The sequence below is a fragment of the Roseobacter ponti genome (assembly GCF_012932215.1).
Lineage (GTDB): Bacteria > Pseudomonadota > Alphaproteobacteria > Rhodobacterales > Rhodobacteraceae > Roseobacter > Roseobacter ponti.
In genome coordinates this window covers 1,600,663-1,616,428 of sequence record NZ_CP048788.1, presented here as the reverse complement: position 1 = coordinate 1,616,428, position 15,766 = coordinate 1,600,663, and the positions used below count along the sequence as shown (strand labels likewise).

At 60.5% G+C, this 15,766-nt stretch carries 15 protein-coding genes; 5 read left to right on the top strand and 10 right to left on the bottom strand.

Annotation, left to right across the window (positions count from 1 at the left end):
• Nucleotides 1-51: 51 nt before the first annotated feature.
• From G3256_RS07780 to G3256_RS07770, 3 genes are read right to left on the bottom strand one after another with little or no spacing between them, the layout of a single operon-like run.
• On the bottom strand, nt 52-1,410 hold the full coding sequence (locus G3256_RS07780; RefSeq protein WP_169640277.1) for a cytochrome P450: 1,359 nt from the start codon (nt 1,408-1,410) through the stop codon (nt 52-54).
• On the bottom strand, nt 1,407-2,642 hold the full coding sequence (locus G3256_RS07775) for an RBBP9/YdeN family alpha/beta hydrolase (protein WP_169640276.1): 1,236 nt from the start codon (nt 2,640-2,642) through the stop codon (nt 1,407-1,409). The genes G3256_RS07780 and G3256_RS07775 overlap by 4 nt, the downstream gene beginning before the upstream one ends.
• Nucleotides 2,643-2,694: 52 nt before the next feature.
• Nucleotides 2,695-3,447 carry a cytochrome c biogenesis CcdA family protein gene (locus tag G3256_RS07770; RefSeq protein ID WP_169640275.1) on the bottom strand — a complete coding sequence of 251 codons (753 nt, stop codon included), beginning with the start codon at nt 3,445-3,447 and terminating at the stop codon, nt 2,695-2,697.
• Between the two features lie 93 nt (nt 3,448-3,540).
• Between G3256_RS07770 and G3256_RS07765 the strand changes: the two genes are divergently transcribed.
• Nucleotides 3,541-3,774 (top strand): sulfurtransferase TusA family protein, encoded by a 234-nt coding sequence (locus G3256_RS07765; protein WP_169640274.1) that lies wholly within the window; start codon nt 3,541-3,543, stop codon nt 3,772-3,774.
• 58 nt (nt 3,775-3,832) lie between these two features.
• Here the strand turns inward: G3256_RS07765 and G3256_RS07760 are convergent, their stop codons facing one another.
• The 6 genes from G3256_RS07760 to purC form a co-directional block, all read right to left on the bottom strand.
• A complete protein-coding gene (locus G3256_RS07760) occupies nt 3,833-6,604 on the bottom strand; it encodes an Rne/Rng family ribonuclease (protein WP_169640273.1) in 2,772 nt (923 codons plus the stop codon).
• Between the two features lie 454 nt (nt 6,605-7,058).
• Nucleotides 7,059-8,393: a sigma-54-dependent transcriptional regulator gene (locus G3256_RS07755; protein ID WP_169640272.1), complete on the bottom strand. Its 1,335-nt coding sequence runs from the start codon at nt 8,391-8,393 to the stop codon at nt 7,059-7,061.
• A 3-nt stretch (nt 8,394-8,396) separates the two neighbouring features.
• A complete protein-coding gene (locus G3256_RS07750; protein ID WP_169640271.1) occupies nt 8,397-10,157 on the bottom strand; it encodes a sensor histidine kinase in 1,761 nt (586 codons plus the stop codon).
• A gap of 37 nt (nt 10,158-10,194) precedes the next feature.
• On the bottom strand, nt 10,195-10,863 hold the full coding sequence (gene purQ, locus G3256_RS07745; protein WP_169640270.1) for a phosphoribosylformylglycinamidine synthase subunit PurQ: 669 nt from the start codon (nt 10,861-10,863) through the stop codon (nt 10,195-10,197).
• Entirely contained in the window at nt 10,863-11,093 is a 231-nt protein-coding gene (gene purS / locus G3256_RS07740) for a phosphoribosylformylglycinamidine synthase subunit PurS (protein WP_169640269.1), read from the bottom strand. Before purS ends, purQ begins: the two co-directional genes overlap by 1 nt.
• Before the next feature lie 59 nt (nt 11,094-11,152).
• Entirely contained in the window at nt 11,153-11,914 is a 762-nt protein-coding gene (gene purC, locus G3256_RS07735) for a phosphoribosylaminoimidazolesuccinocarboxamide synthase (RefSeq protein WP_169640268.1), read from the bottom strand.
• Nucleotides 11,915-12,070: 156 nt separating this feature from the next.
• Here purC and G3256_RS07730 point away from each other — a divergent pair, with 156 nt between their 5' ends.
• From G3256_RS07730 to G3256_RS07715, 4 genes are all read left to right on the top strand, one after another.
• Complete coding sequence (locus G3256_RS07730) at nt 12,071-12,391, top strand: DUF1476 domain-containing protein (protein WP_169640267.1); 321 nt, start codon at nt 12,071-12,073, stop codon at nt 12,389-12,391.
• A 150-nt stretch (nt 12,392-12,541) separates the two neighbouring features.
• Nucleotides 12,542-13,570, top strand: coding sequence for a betaine--homocysteine S-methyltransferase (gene bmt, locus G3256_RS07725; protein WP_169640266.1), 1,029 nt, complete (start codon nt 12,542-12,544; stop codon nt 13,568-13,570).
• 201 nt (nt 13,571-13,771) lie between these two features.
• The gene (locus G3256_RS07720) at nt 13,772-14,473 is read left to right on the top strand and encodes a corrinoid protein (RefSeq protein ID WP_169640265.1); all 702 of its coding nucleotides are present in this window, start codon (nt 13,772-13,774) and stop codon (nt 14,471-14,473) included.
• A gap of 75 nt (nt 14,474-14,548) precedes the next feature.
• Entirely contained in the window at nt 14,549-15,187 is a 639-nt protein-coding gene (locus G3256_RS07715; protein ID WP_169640264.1) for a DUF1638 domain-containing protein, read from the top strand.
• Between the two features lie 72 nt (nt 15,188-15,259).
• On the opposite strand, the gene G3256_RS07710 is transcribed toward G3256_RS07715, so the two are convergent.
• Nucleotides 15,260-15,670, bottom strand: coding sequence for a SufE family protein (locus G3256_RS07710; protein ID WP_169640263.1), 411 nt, complete (start codon nt 15,668-15,670; stop codon nt 15,260-15,262).
• Nucleotides 15,671-15,766 lie beyond the last annotated feature (96 nt).

Sequence of the window (15,766 nt, the reverse complement as noted above, 5' to 3'; positions counted from 1 at the left end):
GATTCCGCCCCTTGCGCCTTGTTACAGCACAGATGCGAACGATGGTATATGTTAGCGCCGGACAAGCCGCAGCCAGATGCCGCTCTGTGCCCGCACTGTCAGATGCGCAACCGGCACCGGCGGCGGTCTGTCGGTCAGCTCAACCCGCACAGCTGCGAGGATATGTGCCAGAAGACAGGCCCCTTCGATCATCGCAAAGCCAGCTCCTGGGCAGACCCGCGGACCGGCGCTGAAAGGGATATAGGCGCGACGCGCGCAGTCCCGGCCATTGCCGGTCTGCCAGCGGCCGGGATCAAAGGCATCAGGGTTTTTCCACAGACGGCTGTGCCGGTGCAGGTGCCAAGGGCTGATCACCACCTGGGTGCAGGGTGCGAGGCGGCGCTTTCGAAAGATCTCGGTCTGTGTGGTCTCGCGCACCATCATCGGAACCGGCGGATAAAGCCGCAGCGTTTCGCGGAACACATCCCGCGTGACCCTGAGCCCGGTAACGGCGGTAAAGTCACTGAAATCAGCCGCGAGGGCTTCAGAGGCCACCTGCTCCTGCCACTCAGGATAAAGCGCAAGGAGGTAGAGCGCCCAGGCCAGCGCGGAAGCGCTGGTTTCATGTCCTGCCAGAAAAAAAATCGCGACCTGGTCGATCATCTCCTGTGCCTCAAATCGTGCACCTGTCTCAGGGTCGTTTGTGGTCATGATCGCGGTGGCCAGATCAGCAGGTGCAGTGCCCGCAGCAATCTCAGCCTGCCGGCGGTCGGTTATGGCACCGATCAGCCCGCGGATGCGCCGGGCGGCCGCGCGTGTGCCCGGGCGAAACAGCCTTGGCATCCAGCGGGGCAACGGCACGAGAGCGCCGGCATTCAGCACAGGCTGCGCGCGTTGATACCGGCGAAAGGCGGCAAAGGTTTCCGCCGCAGTCTGATCTTCAATCGGCACTGAAAAAAGCGTGCGGAAAATCACATCTGCGGCGGCATGGCTGGTCATCGCCTCGACCTCGGTCTCACGACCAGCCGCTGCCTCAAACCGTAGTGCTGCAGCCTCTGCCGCCGCCCGCATCGCAGGATAGCTGTCGCGCAACCGTCCGCCTTCAAAAGCGGGATCGATAATCCGGCGCTGGCGGGCCCAGTCATCACCGTTGGTCAGAAAAACCGAATTGCCCAGCAAAGGCCTCAGCCCTTCACTCACACGGCCGGATTTCGGAAAATCAGCAGGGCGTTCTTTTAACAGCAGGTTGATAAGTTCCGGGTCATTGACCATCGCACTGCGAAAGAACGGTGTCCGGAAGACCGCCATCCAGGCACCGTAAAGGCGATCAGGCTGTGCCGAGAGAATATCCCGTCGGAAAAGCCGGGCATAGCGCCAGAGCGGAACGTTGCCCCTGCGGCCGGCAGGCTTGGGCGGTATGCGGCCGGTCATCCGGTGGCCAGCGCCTGACCGCTCAGCGCCGTGGTGATGACCGAAGGAGACGACGCACGACCGCCGTAGCGGGTGCGCAGGGTTTGCGGCCCTGCTGTGATGCGGAAATAGTCGTAATGACCTGGCCGGTCAAAAGCGCAGAGATACTGAAAATGCAGCCGGAAAAAGCGCCGGCGCAGTGCGCGCCAGCGGTCCGGAGACAGTGTCTGCGTAAAGGCCGCCGAAAGCACGAGCGGCCAGCGCGTGTCAGGTGTCGCCTGCCCGGAAACACGCACCGGATCGCAAAGCGCAAAGGAACAGCCATCCCCCGGCGCACTGACATCCGCCCAGAAGATTTCCTTCTGTGCGCCCATATCGCGCAGGTCGCGGCGCAGATCATCAGCGCCCGGCAGAAAGGATTTCATCGGCACCACCTGTCCCAGGGTCAGCAGGCTGAGAACAGGGCCACCGGGGTCAGGCGGCACGCGTCGCATCAGCCGCGCCAGCACCGTTACGGCCAGAAACGCCCCCGAAGAGTGGCCGACGAGGAGAACCTCATCGGCCTCGTCCTGCAGCGCATCCCGGATCTGTTGTGCAAAGCCGTCCAGCCGGTAAGACAGCGCTGCAGGATAGGCCCCGTCGGCGGAGGCCGTATAGGCAAAATCATGCATCAGATAGTGAGCAAAGAAGCGTTTATCCATCGCGCGGAATGCCCGCAGCACCGCAAGCGCGGCAACCAGCCCGGCCCCCGCAACCAGCGCTGTTCTGAGCATGATAAGCCGGTCACCGGTCATCAGCCCGGTGCCGCCCCTGAAAACCAGACACGCAGCGGCGAGGGCCAGCGCGGCCTGGAAGAGAAGCATAACAACCGGATAGAAGGCAGCGATGACCGGCCCTTTGCGCAGCCGGACAAGACGCTGCAAAGCACCTGAGAAGACATAGACCCGGGCGGTGCGCACCATCGCAAGATATGTACCACCAGATGTTGCCGGAAAACTTTGTCGCACGATGTCTGACCAGACCAGCACCTTGACCGATGTGAGGGTCCGGTGGCCGTCCTGGGTGGAACAGACCTGCCATTCAGACGGTCCGGCTGCTGAGCGTGATACATCGATCTCATAGCCTGAAATCTGCGCCTGATCTGCGGCTTCTTTGCGGTAAAGCTCGCGATACCGTCGGGGCGGGAAAGGATCATATCCGGAAATGTAGAACACCCGGCGACGCAGAACTGGTGGATCAGACGTGCTGCTCATGCTCGGGCCTCAATGCTCCGCGATAACGCGCGGACAGGCCCACTCTGAAGGATCAGCCGAAGGTTGCCAAGACCGGGAACTGCTCCAGCAGCCACCAGGAAAAGGTGGTGAAGGCACCCGTCACCATAGCAAGGCCCACCAGCAGCAGCAGGCCACCCATGAGCCGTTCGATCAGCTGCATATGTCGCTTGAGCCGGTCCATGACACCGATGGCGCGGGTCATAAAAATCGCAGCGAGCAGAAAGGGGATACCGAGACCTGCGGCATAGATCCCGAGCAGAAGCGTTCCGCGCGTCACCGAGGCCTCGGAGGCGGCAAGCGACAGGATCGCGCCCAGTTGCGGGCCGATGCAGGGCGTCCAGCCAAAGGCAAAGGCAAGGCCCAGCACATAGGCGCCAAAGCTCGATCCGCCCTTATCGCCCACATCCATGCGCGCCTCACGGTCAAGGAAGGAGATCCGGAAAACACCCAGAAAATGCAGGCCGAAAACGATGATTACCACGCCTGAGACCCTTGCGAAAATCACCTGGTTCTGCAGGAAAAACGCACCGAATGCCGACGCGGTAAAGCCGAGGATCAGGAAGACGGTGCTCAGTCCGAGGACAAAAAAGACGGCGGCAATGACGGAGCGCCGGCGCGCTGCGGTCTCGCCGGTCATCTCATTCATGCTGACGCCGCTCATATAGGCCAGATAGGGCGGCACAATCGGCAGCACGCAGGGGCTCAGAAAGCTGATCACGCCCGCAGCGAGGGCCACGAACATGGCAGGCAGAAGCCCTGCGTCAATGATCTCAATTCCGAACATGTAAAAGCCCCTAGCTCATCTGCGATGCTGCGTCACGCCCCCGCTGGTCACAACCTTGTGGACAGAGTGAAACATGCCGCATATCTCAGGTTCATGACTGATGATGCCTCACACCTCGATGCGACCGGGCTGCTGTGCCCGCTGCCCGTGCTCAAAGCGCGCAAACGTCTGCAGGCGCTGGCCGCAGGTGAGACGCTGACCGTGCTTGCCGATGATCCGGCAGCAGTGGTCGATGTTCCGCATTTCTGCGCAGAGTCCGGTCACGAACTGGTATCGGCGGCTTCAGATGGTGCGGTTCAGACCTATGTGATCCGCAAAGCCGGCTGAAGCACAGAAAAAAGGCGGGCCCCTTGCCCGCCTTTTTCAGTATCATCCCGGACTGCGGTCAGCCGCCCAGCGACCACCAGCCTTTGCGCTTGGGCTTTGACGCCTTCTCTGGCGCATCTGCGACCGGTTCTGCGGCCTCAGGCTCAGGTGCAGGCGTTTGTGCAGCCGGTTCGGCAGTTTCTGCGACAGGCTCCGGCATTTCCTGAGCCGGTGTCTCAGCGGGCTTCGCAGGCGCATCCGCGACGGCGTCCGCCGCTGCCGCATCCTGATCGGCCCCGTTTACTGCCGGCGTGTTTTCCGCCGTGCTGTCCGACGCTTTCGCGGTTTTGGCACGACTTGCGCGCTTGCGGGGCGTTTTCGGTTTGGCCTCAGGCTCTGCCGCTTCTGCGTCAGGCGCAGGCGCATCGGCCCGGGTTTCGTCAGCCGGGGCTGCTTCAGGCTCCGCCTTTGGCTTGCGCGTTCGGCTGCGCGTTTTCGGCTTTGACGGCTTTTCCTCCGCATCCGCAGTTTCAGCACCGGATGCATTCACTTCATCCGAACTGCTGTCTGCAGCAGCTGCGGCGGTTTCACCGGCTTTTTCATTCCCGGCGGAATCGCTGTCTTCCGCGTTCGGCTGCGCACCGTTGTGGTTTTCACCGTTCTGATGCTCGCCGTTGCTGTTCTTGCTGCGGCTCCGGCGACGACGCCGGCGGCGACGCTTGGGTTTGCCCTCACCGTCTCCGTCTCCGTCCCGGTCACCGTCATTCTGAGGGGCGGCGGCACCGGGCGCAGCCGGCGCCTCGTCCGCGACGGCTTCAACCTCATCCTCGCCTGCGTCGATCTCATCCATCAGGGATGTATCGACAGAAACGACATGCTCGACGGCGCGCACTACGCGGGTCGCAGTCTTGAATTTCTCAAGGCTGAAATCCGGGCTTACAAGCGTCGGATCCCCTTCGATGCGCACTGACAGGCCATAGCGGCCCTCGATCTGCGCGATGTGCTCGCGTTTATGGTTCATCAGGAAGTTCGCAATGCCCACGGGGGCTTTGACCAGCACTTCACGGGACCGTTTACGGGTACCTTCCTCTTCGATCTGCCGGATGATCGACAGCGCGAGATTATCATCAGACCGGATCAGCCCCGTGCCGTGGCAGGCGTGACAGGGCTGCGTGGTAGCCTCGATCATGCCAGGACGCAGACGCTGGCGGGACATCTCCATCAGACCGAAACCCGAAATACGGCCCACCTGAATACGCGCACGGTCGGTTTTGAGCTTGTCCTTCATGCGCTTTTCAACGGCGGCGTTGTTCTTGCGCTCGTCCATGTCGATGAAGTCGATTACAATCAGACCGGCAAGGTCGCGCAGACGCAGCTGACGGGCCACTTCTTCGGCGGCCTCGAGGTTGGTCTTGGTCGCGGTCTGCTCAATCGAGCCTTCTTTGGTCGCGCGGCCGGAGTTCACGTCGATGGCCACCAGCGCTTCTGTCACACCGATCACGATATAGCCGCCCGAAGGCAGCTGAACCGTCGGGTTGAACATCGAGGCCAGATAGCTTTCGACCTGATAGCGCGCGAAAAGCGGCAGACCTTCGGCGTAGAGTTTCACGTTTTTGGCGTGGGACGGCATGATCATTTTCATGAAGTCCTTGGCAATGCGGTAACCACGCTCGCCCTCAACAAAGACCTCATCGATATCGCGGTTATACAAATCGCGGATCGAGCGCTTGATCAGGTCGCCTTCCTCATAGATCTTTGCGGGTGCGATGGATTTCAGCGTCAGCTCGCGGATCTGCTCCCAGAGCCGCTGCAGATATTCGTAATCGCGCTTGATCTCAGCCTTCGTGCGCTTGGCACCGGCCGTGCGCACGATCAGGCCAGCCCCCTGAGGCACTTCAATTTCATTAGCTATCTCTTTGAGTTTCTTGCGGTCTGCGGCATTGGTGATCTTGCGCGAAATGCCACCACCACGGGCGGTGTTCGGCATCAGCACACAATAACGACCGGCAAGGCTGAGATAGGTTGTAAGTGCCGCACCCTTGTTGCCGCGCTCTTCTTTGACGACCTGAACGAGCAGGATCTGACGGACTTTAATGACTTCCTGGATCTTATAGCGCCGCGGGCGCGGTTTGCGCGCCGGCCGGATATCTTCCTGGTCGTCGTCGTCTGCAACGGATTCGATGGTATCGTCCTTGGCCGAGGCATCCGCTTTGCGCGGTTTGTCATCCTCCTCGTCATCGTCCTCACCCGCAGGGGCGAGGTCTTCGCCGGCTGCATCTTCACCGGCGGCATCGTCATTGCCATCCGTTGCGTCAGCAGTGGTCTCCGGATCGTCAGAAGGCTCTTCCACAGGCGTCTCCGCCACGCGCTCCATCGGCGAGGAACCTTCCTCGTCGTCCAGATCGATGGTTTCCATACCGTCGATCTGATCGGATTCCACGTCCTTACTGGTGGTCGCGTCGTCGTTTGCGGCACTCTCAGCTTTAGAGCGCGAGCGGCTGCGCGAGCGGCTGCGGCGTTTGGGTTTTTCTTCGTCGTCTTCTTTGGCCTTCTGCGCTTCGGCAAAGGCACGTTCTTCTTCCATCAGAGCCAGACGGTCCGCGACGGGGATCTGATAATAATCCGGGTGGATCTCCGAGAACGCCAGAAAACCATGACGGTTGCCGCCATAGTCCACAAAGGCCGCCTGAAGCGACGGCTCGACCCGTGTTACTTTTGCGAGATAGATGTTGCCAGCGAGCTGGCGTTTATTCTCGGATTCAAAATCGAACTCCTCGACCTTGTTTCCGTCCACCACCACGACGCGGGTCTCTTCCGCGTGGGTGGCATCGATAAGCATTTTCTTAGCCATGTTTCCAAATTGCACAGCCACGAAATCACCTGCCCGGGGGGCGCGGCGAGATGTGGGATATGTCTTGTCAGGGCGATCTGTGACGCAGGCGACATCCGGCCCGGTGGGGCAAGGGGGTGTCTGCTCAGTGCTCTTGCGCGCGTCATCGCGGTTCTTCTCCGACACGGGCACGCGTTTTGCGGCCTCGCATCCATTTATATACTGTGCGTCCCGGGGCTTACGGCCCTGAAACACGTCAGCGGTTCGTCGGCCGGTAAGGGCCCAATCGGTCTGCCTGGTTCATCCTGCGTCAGTGCACAGAAGACAAAGCAGCGAAACTCACAGAAGAGCGGCCCTGTCGGGCGCGCCTCCTCGTTCTCCTAGATAATGCGTTCCGCAGGGAAAACACAATGGTCAATCTGAACCACGCACCTCAACCCTGCCGGGAAATCGTGCAGATGCTTATTTTTGTGCGTCAGAGATAATCGGACCGCTGCAGACCATATTTCGCCATTTTCTCATTCAGAGTCCGGCGCGGCAGGCACAGCTCGTCCATCACGCTGGAGATCGACCCGCGGTGGCGACGCATGGTGTTATCGATCAGCATGCGCTCAAACGCCTCGACGTACTCTTTGAGCGGTTTGCCCTCGGTTGTCATCACCGGCTGCATCTCATCGTGATCGGTCATCAGAAGCGAGGCAATGGTCCCCGCCCCGCGCCGTGACTGGAGCACAGCGCGTTCCGCCACATTGATCAGCTGTCGCACATTGCCAGGCCACGGCGCCTGCAAAAGCTGCGCCGCTTCCTGAGCGGAGACCTTGGGCGCGTCACAGCCGTATTCATCCGAGAACTGTTCGCTGAGACGGGTGAACAGCGTCAGAATGTCCTCGCCCCGCGCGCGCAGCGGCGGCACAGTAATCCGCAGTGCTGCAAGCCGGTAGAAAAGATCGGACCGCAGCGCGTCCTCAGAGGTGCGCCCGGCCTCCTGCAGATTGGAGATTGCGACGATGCGCGTTTCTGCGGGTGTGCCCTGTTCGTTAATCACGCTCAGCAGGCGCGCCTGCATGCTTTCCGACAGTGCTTCGATGTCTTCAAGAACCAGTGTGCCGCCACGGGCTTCTTCAATGGCGGGCAGCTGTGCGTCCTCAGGCTGCATCGGCCCGAAAAGACGCTTGGAGAGGGCTTCTTCCTCAAAAGCGCTGCAGCTGACCAGCACGAACTTCTTGCCCGCGCGGCTGCCAACCGCATGCAGCGCATGTGCCACAAGCGTTTTGCCTGTCCCGGTCTCGCCGTCGATCAGCACATGACCGTCCGCCTGGCCGAGATCGAGAATATCCTCGCGCAGCCGCTCCATCACCGGCGACTGGCCGATGAGCTTTTTCATGATCTGCCCACCATCGCTCAGTTCCCGGCGCAGCGCGCGATTGTCCATCACGAGACGCCGCGCCCCGGTGGCTTTTTTCGCCAGTTCGCTCATGCGGTCCGGGTTGAACGGTTTTTCCAGAAAATCATAGGCACCGACACGCATCGCCTCGACCGCCATCGGCACATCGCCGTGCCCGGTAATCATAATGACCGGCAGTGCTGAATCATTGCCCATCAGTTTTTTGAGGAACTGCATCCCGTCCATGCCCGGCATCCGGATGTCCGAGATCACGATGCCCGGATAATCCGGCCCCAGCACCTTGAGCGCATCTTCGGCGCTGCCAAAGGTTTCTGTGTCATATCCCGACAGTGCGAGCCACTGGCTGATGGACTGACGCATGTCCTGTTCATCATCCACAATCGCAATCTTCATCGCCTGAGCCATAGTTTACTCCGCCGCTTCTTTACTTTCGTCGCTGTCCATAATCGGCAGCTGTAATTCAAAAACCGCCCCACCCGCCTGTCCGTTCCGCGCAGTGAGCCGTCCGCCCAGGTCGTTAACAATACCCGACGAGATGGCAAGACCCAAGCCAACCCCGTCACCGGGCTGCTTGGTGGTGTAGAAAGGCTCAAAGAGCGCATCCAGATCTTCGATCCCCGGACCATTGTCCCGGACAGTCAGAGTTGCAGTCTCTCCGGCCACCAGCATGACCTCCACGCGCGGTTGTCTTTCTGATTTGGTGGCGTCGATGGCATTGCGCAAGAGGTTCACCATTACCTGCTCAATGCGCAGCCGGTCGCCCATCACCATCACCGGAGCATCCGGTACCGCACGGGTGATCTGCACGTGCCGCTGGCGCAGCTGTGGCTCCATCATCGACAGGCTTGAGGCAAGCGCTGTACCCATATCTACAGGGGAAAACGCCTCCTGACCCTTGCGCGCATAGGATTTGAGCTGCCGGGTGATCCCGCCCATTCGTTCGATGAGATCATCAATCCGGCCAAAGGAGGACAGCGCCTCTTCGGGACGGTTGCGCCGCAACAGAAGCCGTGCACCGGCGAGATAAGTTTTCATTGCTGCCAGCGGCTGGTTGAGCTCATGACTGACAGCGGCCGACATCTCGCCCAGGGCTGCGAGTTTGCTCGACTGCTCAAGCGTCTGCTCGGCCACGGCGAGGGTTTCCTGCACCCTTTTGCGCTCGGCGATTTCCCGCTGCAGCGCAATATTGAGTGCTCTGAGCTCGGCTGATTCCCGCTGAAAGAGAGCCATGCGCAACGCGGTGCGCCGGCTCAGCGCATAGAACGTCAGGGCAAGGAGAATCGCAAAGCCCATGATTTCCAGCGCCAGAACGCCGTTGACCCGCTCGCGCACCGAGGCATAGGTGGTGAAGGACGCCATGCGCCAGCCCCGGAAGGGGATCCTGCTTTCAAGCCGCATCACCGCTTCGCCCTGCAGCCAGGCATCGGGGGGAAGTGCTGTCCAGTCCGCAGTGGCCTGGATCGCGCGCTGGATCGCGTTCTGCGGGGTCTGTCGCGCAAGTGCGACCTCTTCGGTGCGCCCGCGCCAGCGCGGCTCGGTGGTCAGGATGATCGTTCCGGTGCTGTCGGTGACGATCACCGCATCCGAAATCCCGGCCCAGGCGCTCTCAAACTTCTGCAGATCGACCTCGACCATGATTACGCCGATCACATCCGAGCCCGAGAGCACCCGCCGCGAATAGACAAAGACATAGGCCCCGGTTTCGCGCTGTGACACGGTAAAGAGCGTGGCACTGGAACGGATCGCATCGACAAAATATCCCTCTGCGCGGTGGGTGGAGCCGAGCCGGTTACGGTCCGTGGCCGCCACCGTGCGTCCGTCAATATCAAGCAGCATAAGTGAGGCCGCCCCGATCTCATCCACAAAGGAGATAAGCCGCCGTGTCGATGCGGTATAATCCTGTGAGTTCAGCGCGTTGATCAGCTCAGGATCGCGCGCGAGCAACTGCGGCACAATCGCGTTCTGGCGCAGTTCCGACAGCAGGTTGCCGCTGTAAAGCGCCAGCCTGAGTTCGGCCCGGTTGCGCGTGCTTTCGGTAAACCTGTCAGTCAGCAGCTTGTTCGTGACGGAAACGACCGTCACGGCCAGCACGATCAGGATGACCACAACGACCCGGATCCGCCAGGTATTGCTCATGGTCTCACGATCGGGAGAGGTCTCACTGTCCATGGGCTCAGACTACGTCAAAGCCCGGTCCGGGCTCAAGTCAGACCTCAGCCAGCGTTGAAGTCAGTGCGCGGAAGAGCGCCTGCCCGTCGGTGCCGCCATGCACCGGGTCAGCAGCCCGTTCCGGATGCGGCATCATGCCCAGCACGCGACGGTTTTCCGACAGGATCCCGGCAATATCTGCCCGCGCCCCGTTGGGGTTGTCTGTGTAGGAAAACGCGATGCGGTCTTCGCCCTGCAGCATCGCGATGGTCTCGTCATCCGCAAAGTAATTTCCGTCGTGATGCGCAATCGGGATCTGCACCAGGTCACCGGCATTGTATCCGGCGGTGAAAGGCGACGCAGAGGTCCGCACTTTCAGTCCGACAGTCCGGCAGATGTATTTCAACCCGGCATTCCGCAACAGCGCGCCCGGCAGCAGACCGGTTTCGGTCAGCACCTGAAACCCGTTGCAGATGCCCAGCACATAACCACCGCGACCGGCATGTGCGGCCACCGACCTGCAGACCGGCGAATTGGCCGCAATCGCGCCACAGCGCAGATAGTCGCCAAAGGAGAACCCGCCCGGGACACCGACAATGTCCACACCATCGGGCAGGTCCGTGTCTTTGTGCCAGACCATCGACACTTTTGCGCCGGCGGCCTCAAAGGCGACGGCCAGATCGCGGTCACAGTTGGATCCGGGGAACACCACCACCGCCGCGTGCATCAGGCAATCTCCACCGAGTAGGATTCGATCACCGTATTCGCGAGCAGCTTTTCACACATCGCGGTCACTTCGGCCTCGGATGTGCCATCGGCCAGATCAAGCTCAATAACCTTGCCCTGACGCACGCCCTTTACGCCGTCAAATCCCAGCGCTCCCAGAGCATGCCGGACCGCCTCGCCCTGCGGATCCAGCACCCCGTTTTTCAGCATCACATGCACACGAGCTTTCATCGTGATCGTATCCCTCTTCGTTTCTTCGGGCCGGAAATACTCAGATCCGATGCCCGGCGTCAGTTGATCAGCGTGGGTTTGGTCACGCCGGGCTGGTTGCGCGGCATGACGCCCAGACGCTGCGCCACTTCCGTATAGGCATCCGTAAGGCTGCCCAGATCGCGTCGGAAAACATCTTTGTCGAGTTTCTGCCCGGTTTCGATGTCCCAGAGCCGGCAGCTGTCGGGGCTGATCTCATCCGCCACGATCAGGCGCTGGAAATCACCGTCATAGACCCGCCCGACCTCAATTTTGAAATCGACCAGACGGATTCCCACTGCCATCATCACACCGGAGAGGAAGTCATTGACCCGCAGCGCAAGGCTGAGAATATCGTCCATATCCTGCTGGCTGGCCCAGCCAAAGGCGGCGATATGCTCTTCGGTGACCAGCGGGTCGCCCAGTTTGTCGTCTTTATAACAGTATTCCACGATCGGGCGCGGCAGCTGTGTGCCCTCTTCGATCCCGAGACGTTTCGACATCGTGCCGGCGGCATAATTGCGCACGATAATCTCAAGCGGCACAATCTCGACGCTGCGCACAAGCTGCTCGCGCATGTTGAGGCGTTTGATGAAATGGGTAGGCACGCCGATCTGCCCCAGGCCGGTCATGAAAAATTCGGACAGACGGTTGTTGAGAACACCCTTGCCTTCGATTACGGCTTTTTTCTCGGCGTTAAAGGCGGTCGCATCATCTTTGAAGTGCTGCACGATCGTACCCGGCTCAGGGCCTTCATAAAGAATTTTCGCTTTGCCTTCGTAGATTTTCTTGCGCCGGGCCATGGGCGTCCTTTCAAAAAGAGGCACTGCCAGCCAGGCCCCGCTTGCGCCTCTCTTAGTGCAAGCCCGGGCATGCTGCAAGACAGCGCCACTTGCACAGCAGCGCGTAAGTCCGCATATCTGTCGCACAAAGACACAAGCCCCAGCAGGAGACATCTGATGAGCACCTTTGACGACCGCGAAAACGCCTTTGAGAACAAATACGCCCACGATGCCGAGATGCAGTTCAAGGCAGAAGCGCGCCGCAACAAACTTCTGGGGCTCTGGGCGGCTGATCTGATGGGCAAGTCCGGCGATGCCGCATCCGAATACGCCAAAGAGGTCGTGAAGGCGGATTTTGAAGAGGCCGGCGACGAGGACGTTTATCGCAAGGTTTCGGGCGATCTCGGCGATCGGGCAGACGAAACAACCATCCGGTCCAAGATGATTGAGCTGATGGCTGTCGCCAAAGCCCAGATCATGACCGAAGTTTCTTCTTAACTTTGACCGCTGGCCGGGCCTCTGTGTGTCCGGCCAGCGGCCAAAGCCAGACGGAATGCAGTGATATTCATAACAATCGTGAATATTATGCGTTTGCCTCATGCCTCAGGGTCTGCGATGGGAAGGCCTGTGCAATGATCGGGGCACCCCATGTCGAACATTTTTGAAAAACTTCTGTCCGACAAAGGCTTTCTGCTTGCAGACGGCGCCACAGGCACAAATCTTTTCAATATGGGCCTGATGTCCGGCGATGCGCCGGAGATGTGGAATACCGACCACCCCGACCGGATCCGGACCCTTTACAAAGATGCCGTGGATGCCGGCTGCGATCTCTTCCTGACCAATTCCTTTGGCGCGAATGCATCGCGGCTGAAACTGCATGATGCTGCCAGACGCGCCCATGAACTCAGCCGCGTTGCCGCCGAAATCGGTCGTGAGGTCGCAGATACCGCCGGTCGGCCGGTAATTGTCGCGGGTTCCGTCGGCCCCACCGGCGAGATCATGGAGCCCGTCGGCGCTCTGAGCCATTCCGTGGCCGTCGAGATGTTCCACGAGACCGCCGATGGCCTGAAAGCAGGCGGAGCTGATATCGGCTGGCTTGAGACAATCAGCGCGCCTGAAGAATACCGCGCCGCCGCCGAAGGGTTCAGCCTGGCAGGCCTGCCCTGGTGCGGCACCATGAGCTTTGACACTGCCGGACGAACGATGATGGGTCTGACAAGCGCGGATATGGTGCGCATGGTCGACGATCTGGGCGATCTGGCGCCCCTTTGCTTCGGCGCGAACTGCGGCACAGGCGCCTCTGATCTTCTACGGACTGTCCTCGGCTTCAAAGCCCAGGGCACTGAGCGCCCGGTGATTGCCAAAGGCAATGCCGGCATTCCCAAATATCACGACGGCCATATTCATTATGACGGCACACCGGAACTGATGGCGGATTACGCTGTGATGGCGCGCGCCTGCGGGGCACAGGTTATCGGCGGCTGCTGCGGCACCCAGCCCGAACATCTTCGGCACATGCGCGAGGCACTGGACACGCGCACCATGACCCATCCGCCGGCACTGGAAGAGATTGTCGACCGGCTGGGAGCCTTCTCGTCTCGGGGGGACGGCACCGGCGACGACGTCAGAGAGGCCCCGGCCCGTCGCGGATCGCGCCGGCGCCGCGCCTCCCGCTGATCCGGGGCGCGGAACGCGCTATGCGCGGTAACTGCCGGGTTCTGAGCCGAAAAATATCCCTGCGGCGGATCACCGGCCCGTTTTTGGCAGCTGACGTCGCGCAATGCATGATCCGTGTCGCAATTCGCATAGTGGTCACAGGCCGTTCTGGCACAAATGATCAGCAGCAGGGCGCCCTGCACGGCCCCGAAAGGATAAAGCATGTCTGACCAGGAAGACGAAATCATTCTCTCAGAACTGGATGATGAAGAGCTTGTCCAGCAGATGTTTGACGACCTCTACGACGGCCTCAAAGAAGAGATCGAAGAAGGCGTCAATATCCTGCTAGAGCGTGGCTGGGCCCCCTATGATATTCTGACCAAGGCGCTGGTGGGGGGTATGACGATCGTCGGACACGATTTCCGCGATGGTATTCTCTTTGTGCCCGAAGTGCTGCTGGCCGCCAATGCGATGAAGGGCGGCATGTTCATCCTCAAACCGCTGCTGGCCGAAACCGGCGCGCCCCGCGTGGGCAAGATGGTGATCGGCACAGTCAAAGGCGACATCCACGACATCGGCAAGAACCTCGTCGGCATGATGATGGAAGGCGCCGGTTTCGAGGTTGTCGATCTCGGCATCAACAACGCGGTCGAGAAATACATGGAAGCGCTGGAAACAGAAGCCCCCGACATCCTCGGCATGTCCGCCCTGCTGACCACCACAATGCCTTACATGAAGGTCGTGATCGACACGATGGTCGAACAGGGCGTGCGTGATGATTATATCGTGCTGGTGGGCGGCGCGCCGCTCAACGAGGAATTCGGACGGGCCATCGGTGCCGATGCCTATTGCCGCGATGCGGCTGTGGCCGTTGAAACCGCCAAGGAATGGGTCGGCCGCAAGCACAATCAGCAATCTGCCTGACCGGGTGGACAGACCGGTTTGCGGCCTGCCCCGGAAACCCGGCGCGGGCCGTTTTAACATCACGGAGGCCGCCTCTTGCAGCAGATCAGCGATAAAAGCCTGACAGATGCCGGACTGCCGCTGGCAGCGCGGACAGGCAAGGTGCTGCTGATCGCCTGCGGGGCGCTCGCACGCGAGATCATTGACCTGCGTGAGGCCAACGGCTGGAGCCATCTGGAACTGACCTGTCTGCCGGCGAAACTGCACCTCTATCCCGCAAAGATCGCCGACGAGGTGGAACGCCTGGTGGAAAAGCACAAAGAGGGTTTCGACAGGATCTTTGTGGTCTATGCCGACTGCGGCACCGGCGGGCAGTTACAGACTGCCTGCGACCGGATGGGCGTTGAGATGATCGCAGGGCCTCATTGTTACAGTTTCTTTGAAGGAAACGAGCGCTTTGCTGAAAGGGCTGATACTGAGATCACCACCTTTTATCTGACCGATTTTCTGGTGCGCCAGTTTGATGCTTTCGTGATCCGCCCGATGGGCCTCGACCGGCACCCGGAACTGCGCGACATGTATTTTGGGAATTATGAAAAACTGGTCTATCAGGCCCAGACCGATGACCCGGAGCTGACAGAAAAAGCCCGCGCCTGTGCCGGGCGTCTGGGGCTTACTTTTGAACGCCGGTTCACCGGCTACGGTGATCTGTCCACAGCGCTTGCCCGGCTCTGACATCTGCGTCCCAGCCAAATTCCGCCTGGAATTTTAAACAATGTCGTGGCACCGTCCGGTGCCTCCGCCGGATCACGCAGCGCCGGCGGCAACCTCCCGGATCCGCTCAATCATTGCACGCAGACCGTTTGAGCGCTGTGCAGACAGGTGATCATTAAGCCCCAGACGGCCCATTTCCGCCCGCGCATCGACGGCGACAACATCTCCCGGCGTCAGCCCGTTATAAAGCCTGCGCAGCACCGCAATCAGGCCGTTGACGATCATCGCATCGCTTTCGCCCTCAAACTGCACCCTGCCCCCGTCGGTAATCACATGCAGCCAGACCTGGCTGGCGCAGCCATCGACCTTTGTTGCCGGAACCTTCAGCGCATCGGGCAGCGGTGTCATCGCCTTACCTTCCTCGATCACCAGCCGGTAACGGTCTTCCCAGTCGTCCAGAAATTCAAAATCCCCGACCAGTTCTTCAAATTGCTCCTGCGCCATGATCGCTCCTTTACCGGCTGCTGCAGACCTAAGTCGCGCATCCGCAAAGGTCCAGTCCCGGCGCAGGCACTTTTCAATGCAGCGCGGACAGGCTAC

Bases quoted from the DNA above. Each gene is read 5' to 3' on its own strand.
- G3256_RS07780 (WP_169640277.1), bottom strand. From the start codon at position 1,410: ATGACCGGCCGCATACCGCCCAAGCCTGCCGGCCGCAGGGGCAACGTT.
- G3256_RS07775 (WP_169640276.1), bottom strand. From the start codon at position 2,642: ATGAGCAGCACGTCTGATCCACCAGTTCTGCGTCGCCGGGTGTTCTAC.
- G3256_RS07770 (WP_169640275.1), bottom strand. From the start codon at position 3,447: ATGTTCGGAATTGAGATCATTGACGCAGGGCTTCTGCCTGCCATGTTC.
- G3256_RS07765 (WP_169640274.1), top strand. From the start codon at position 3,541: ATGACTGATGATGCCTCACACCTCGATGCGACCGGGCTGCTGTGCCCG.
- G3256_RS07760 (WP_169640273.1), bottom strand. From the start codon at position 6,604: ATGGCTAAGAAAATGCTTATCGATGCCACCCACGCGGAAGAGACCCGC.
- G3256_RS07755 (WP_169640272.1), bottom strand. From the start codon at position 8,393: ATGGCTCAGGCGATGAAGATTGCGATTGTGGATGATGAACAGGACATG.
- G3256_RS07750 (WP_169640271.1), bottom strand. From the start codon at position 10,157: ATGGACAGTGAGACCTCTCCCGATCGTGAGACCATGAGCAATACCTGG.
- purQ (WP_169640270.1), bottom strand. From the start codon at position 10,863: ATGCACGCGGCGGTGGTGGTGTTCCCCGGATCCAACTGTGACCGCGAT.
- purS (WP_169640269.1), bottom strand. From the start codon at position 11,093: ATGAAAGCTCGTGTGCATGTGATGCTGAAAAACGGGGTGCTGGATCCG.
- purC (WP_169640268.1), bottom strand. From the start codon at position 11,914: ATGGCCCGGCGCAAGAAAATCTACGAAGGCAAAGCGAAAATTCTTTAT.
- G3256_RS07730 (WP_169640267.1), top strand. From the start codon at position 12,071: ATGAGCACCTTTGACGACCGCGAAAACGCCTTTGAGAACAAATACGCC.
- bmt (WP_169640266.1), top strand. From the start codon at position 12,542: ATGTCGAACATTTTTGAAAAACTTCTGTCCGACAAAGGCTTTCTGCTT.
- G3256_RS07720 (WP_169640265.1), top strand. From the start codon at position 13,772: ATGTCTGACCAGGAAGACGAAATCATTCTCTCAGAACTGGATGATGAA.
- G3256_RS07710 (WP_169640263.1), bottom strand. From the start codon at position 15,670: ATGGCGCAGGAGCAATTTGAAGAACTGGTCGGGGATTTTGAATTTCTG.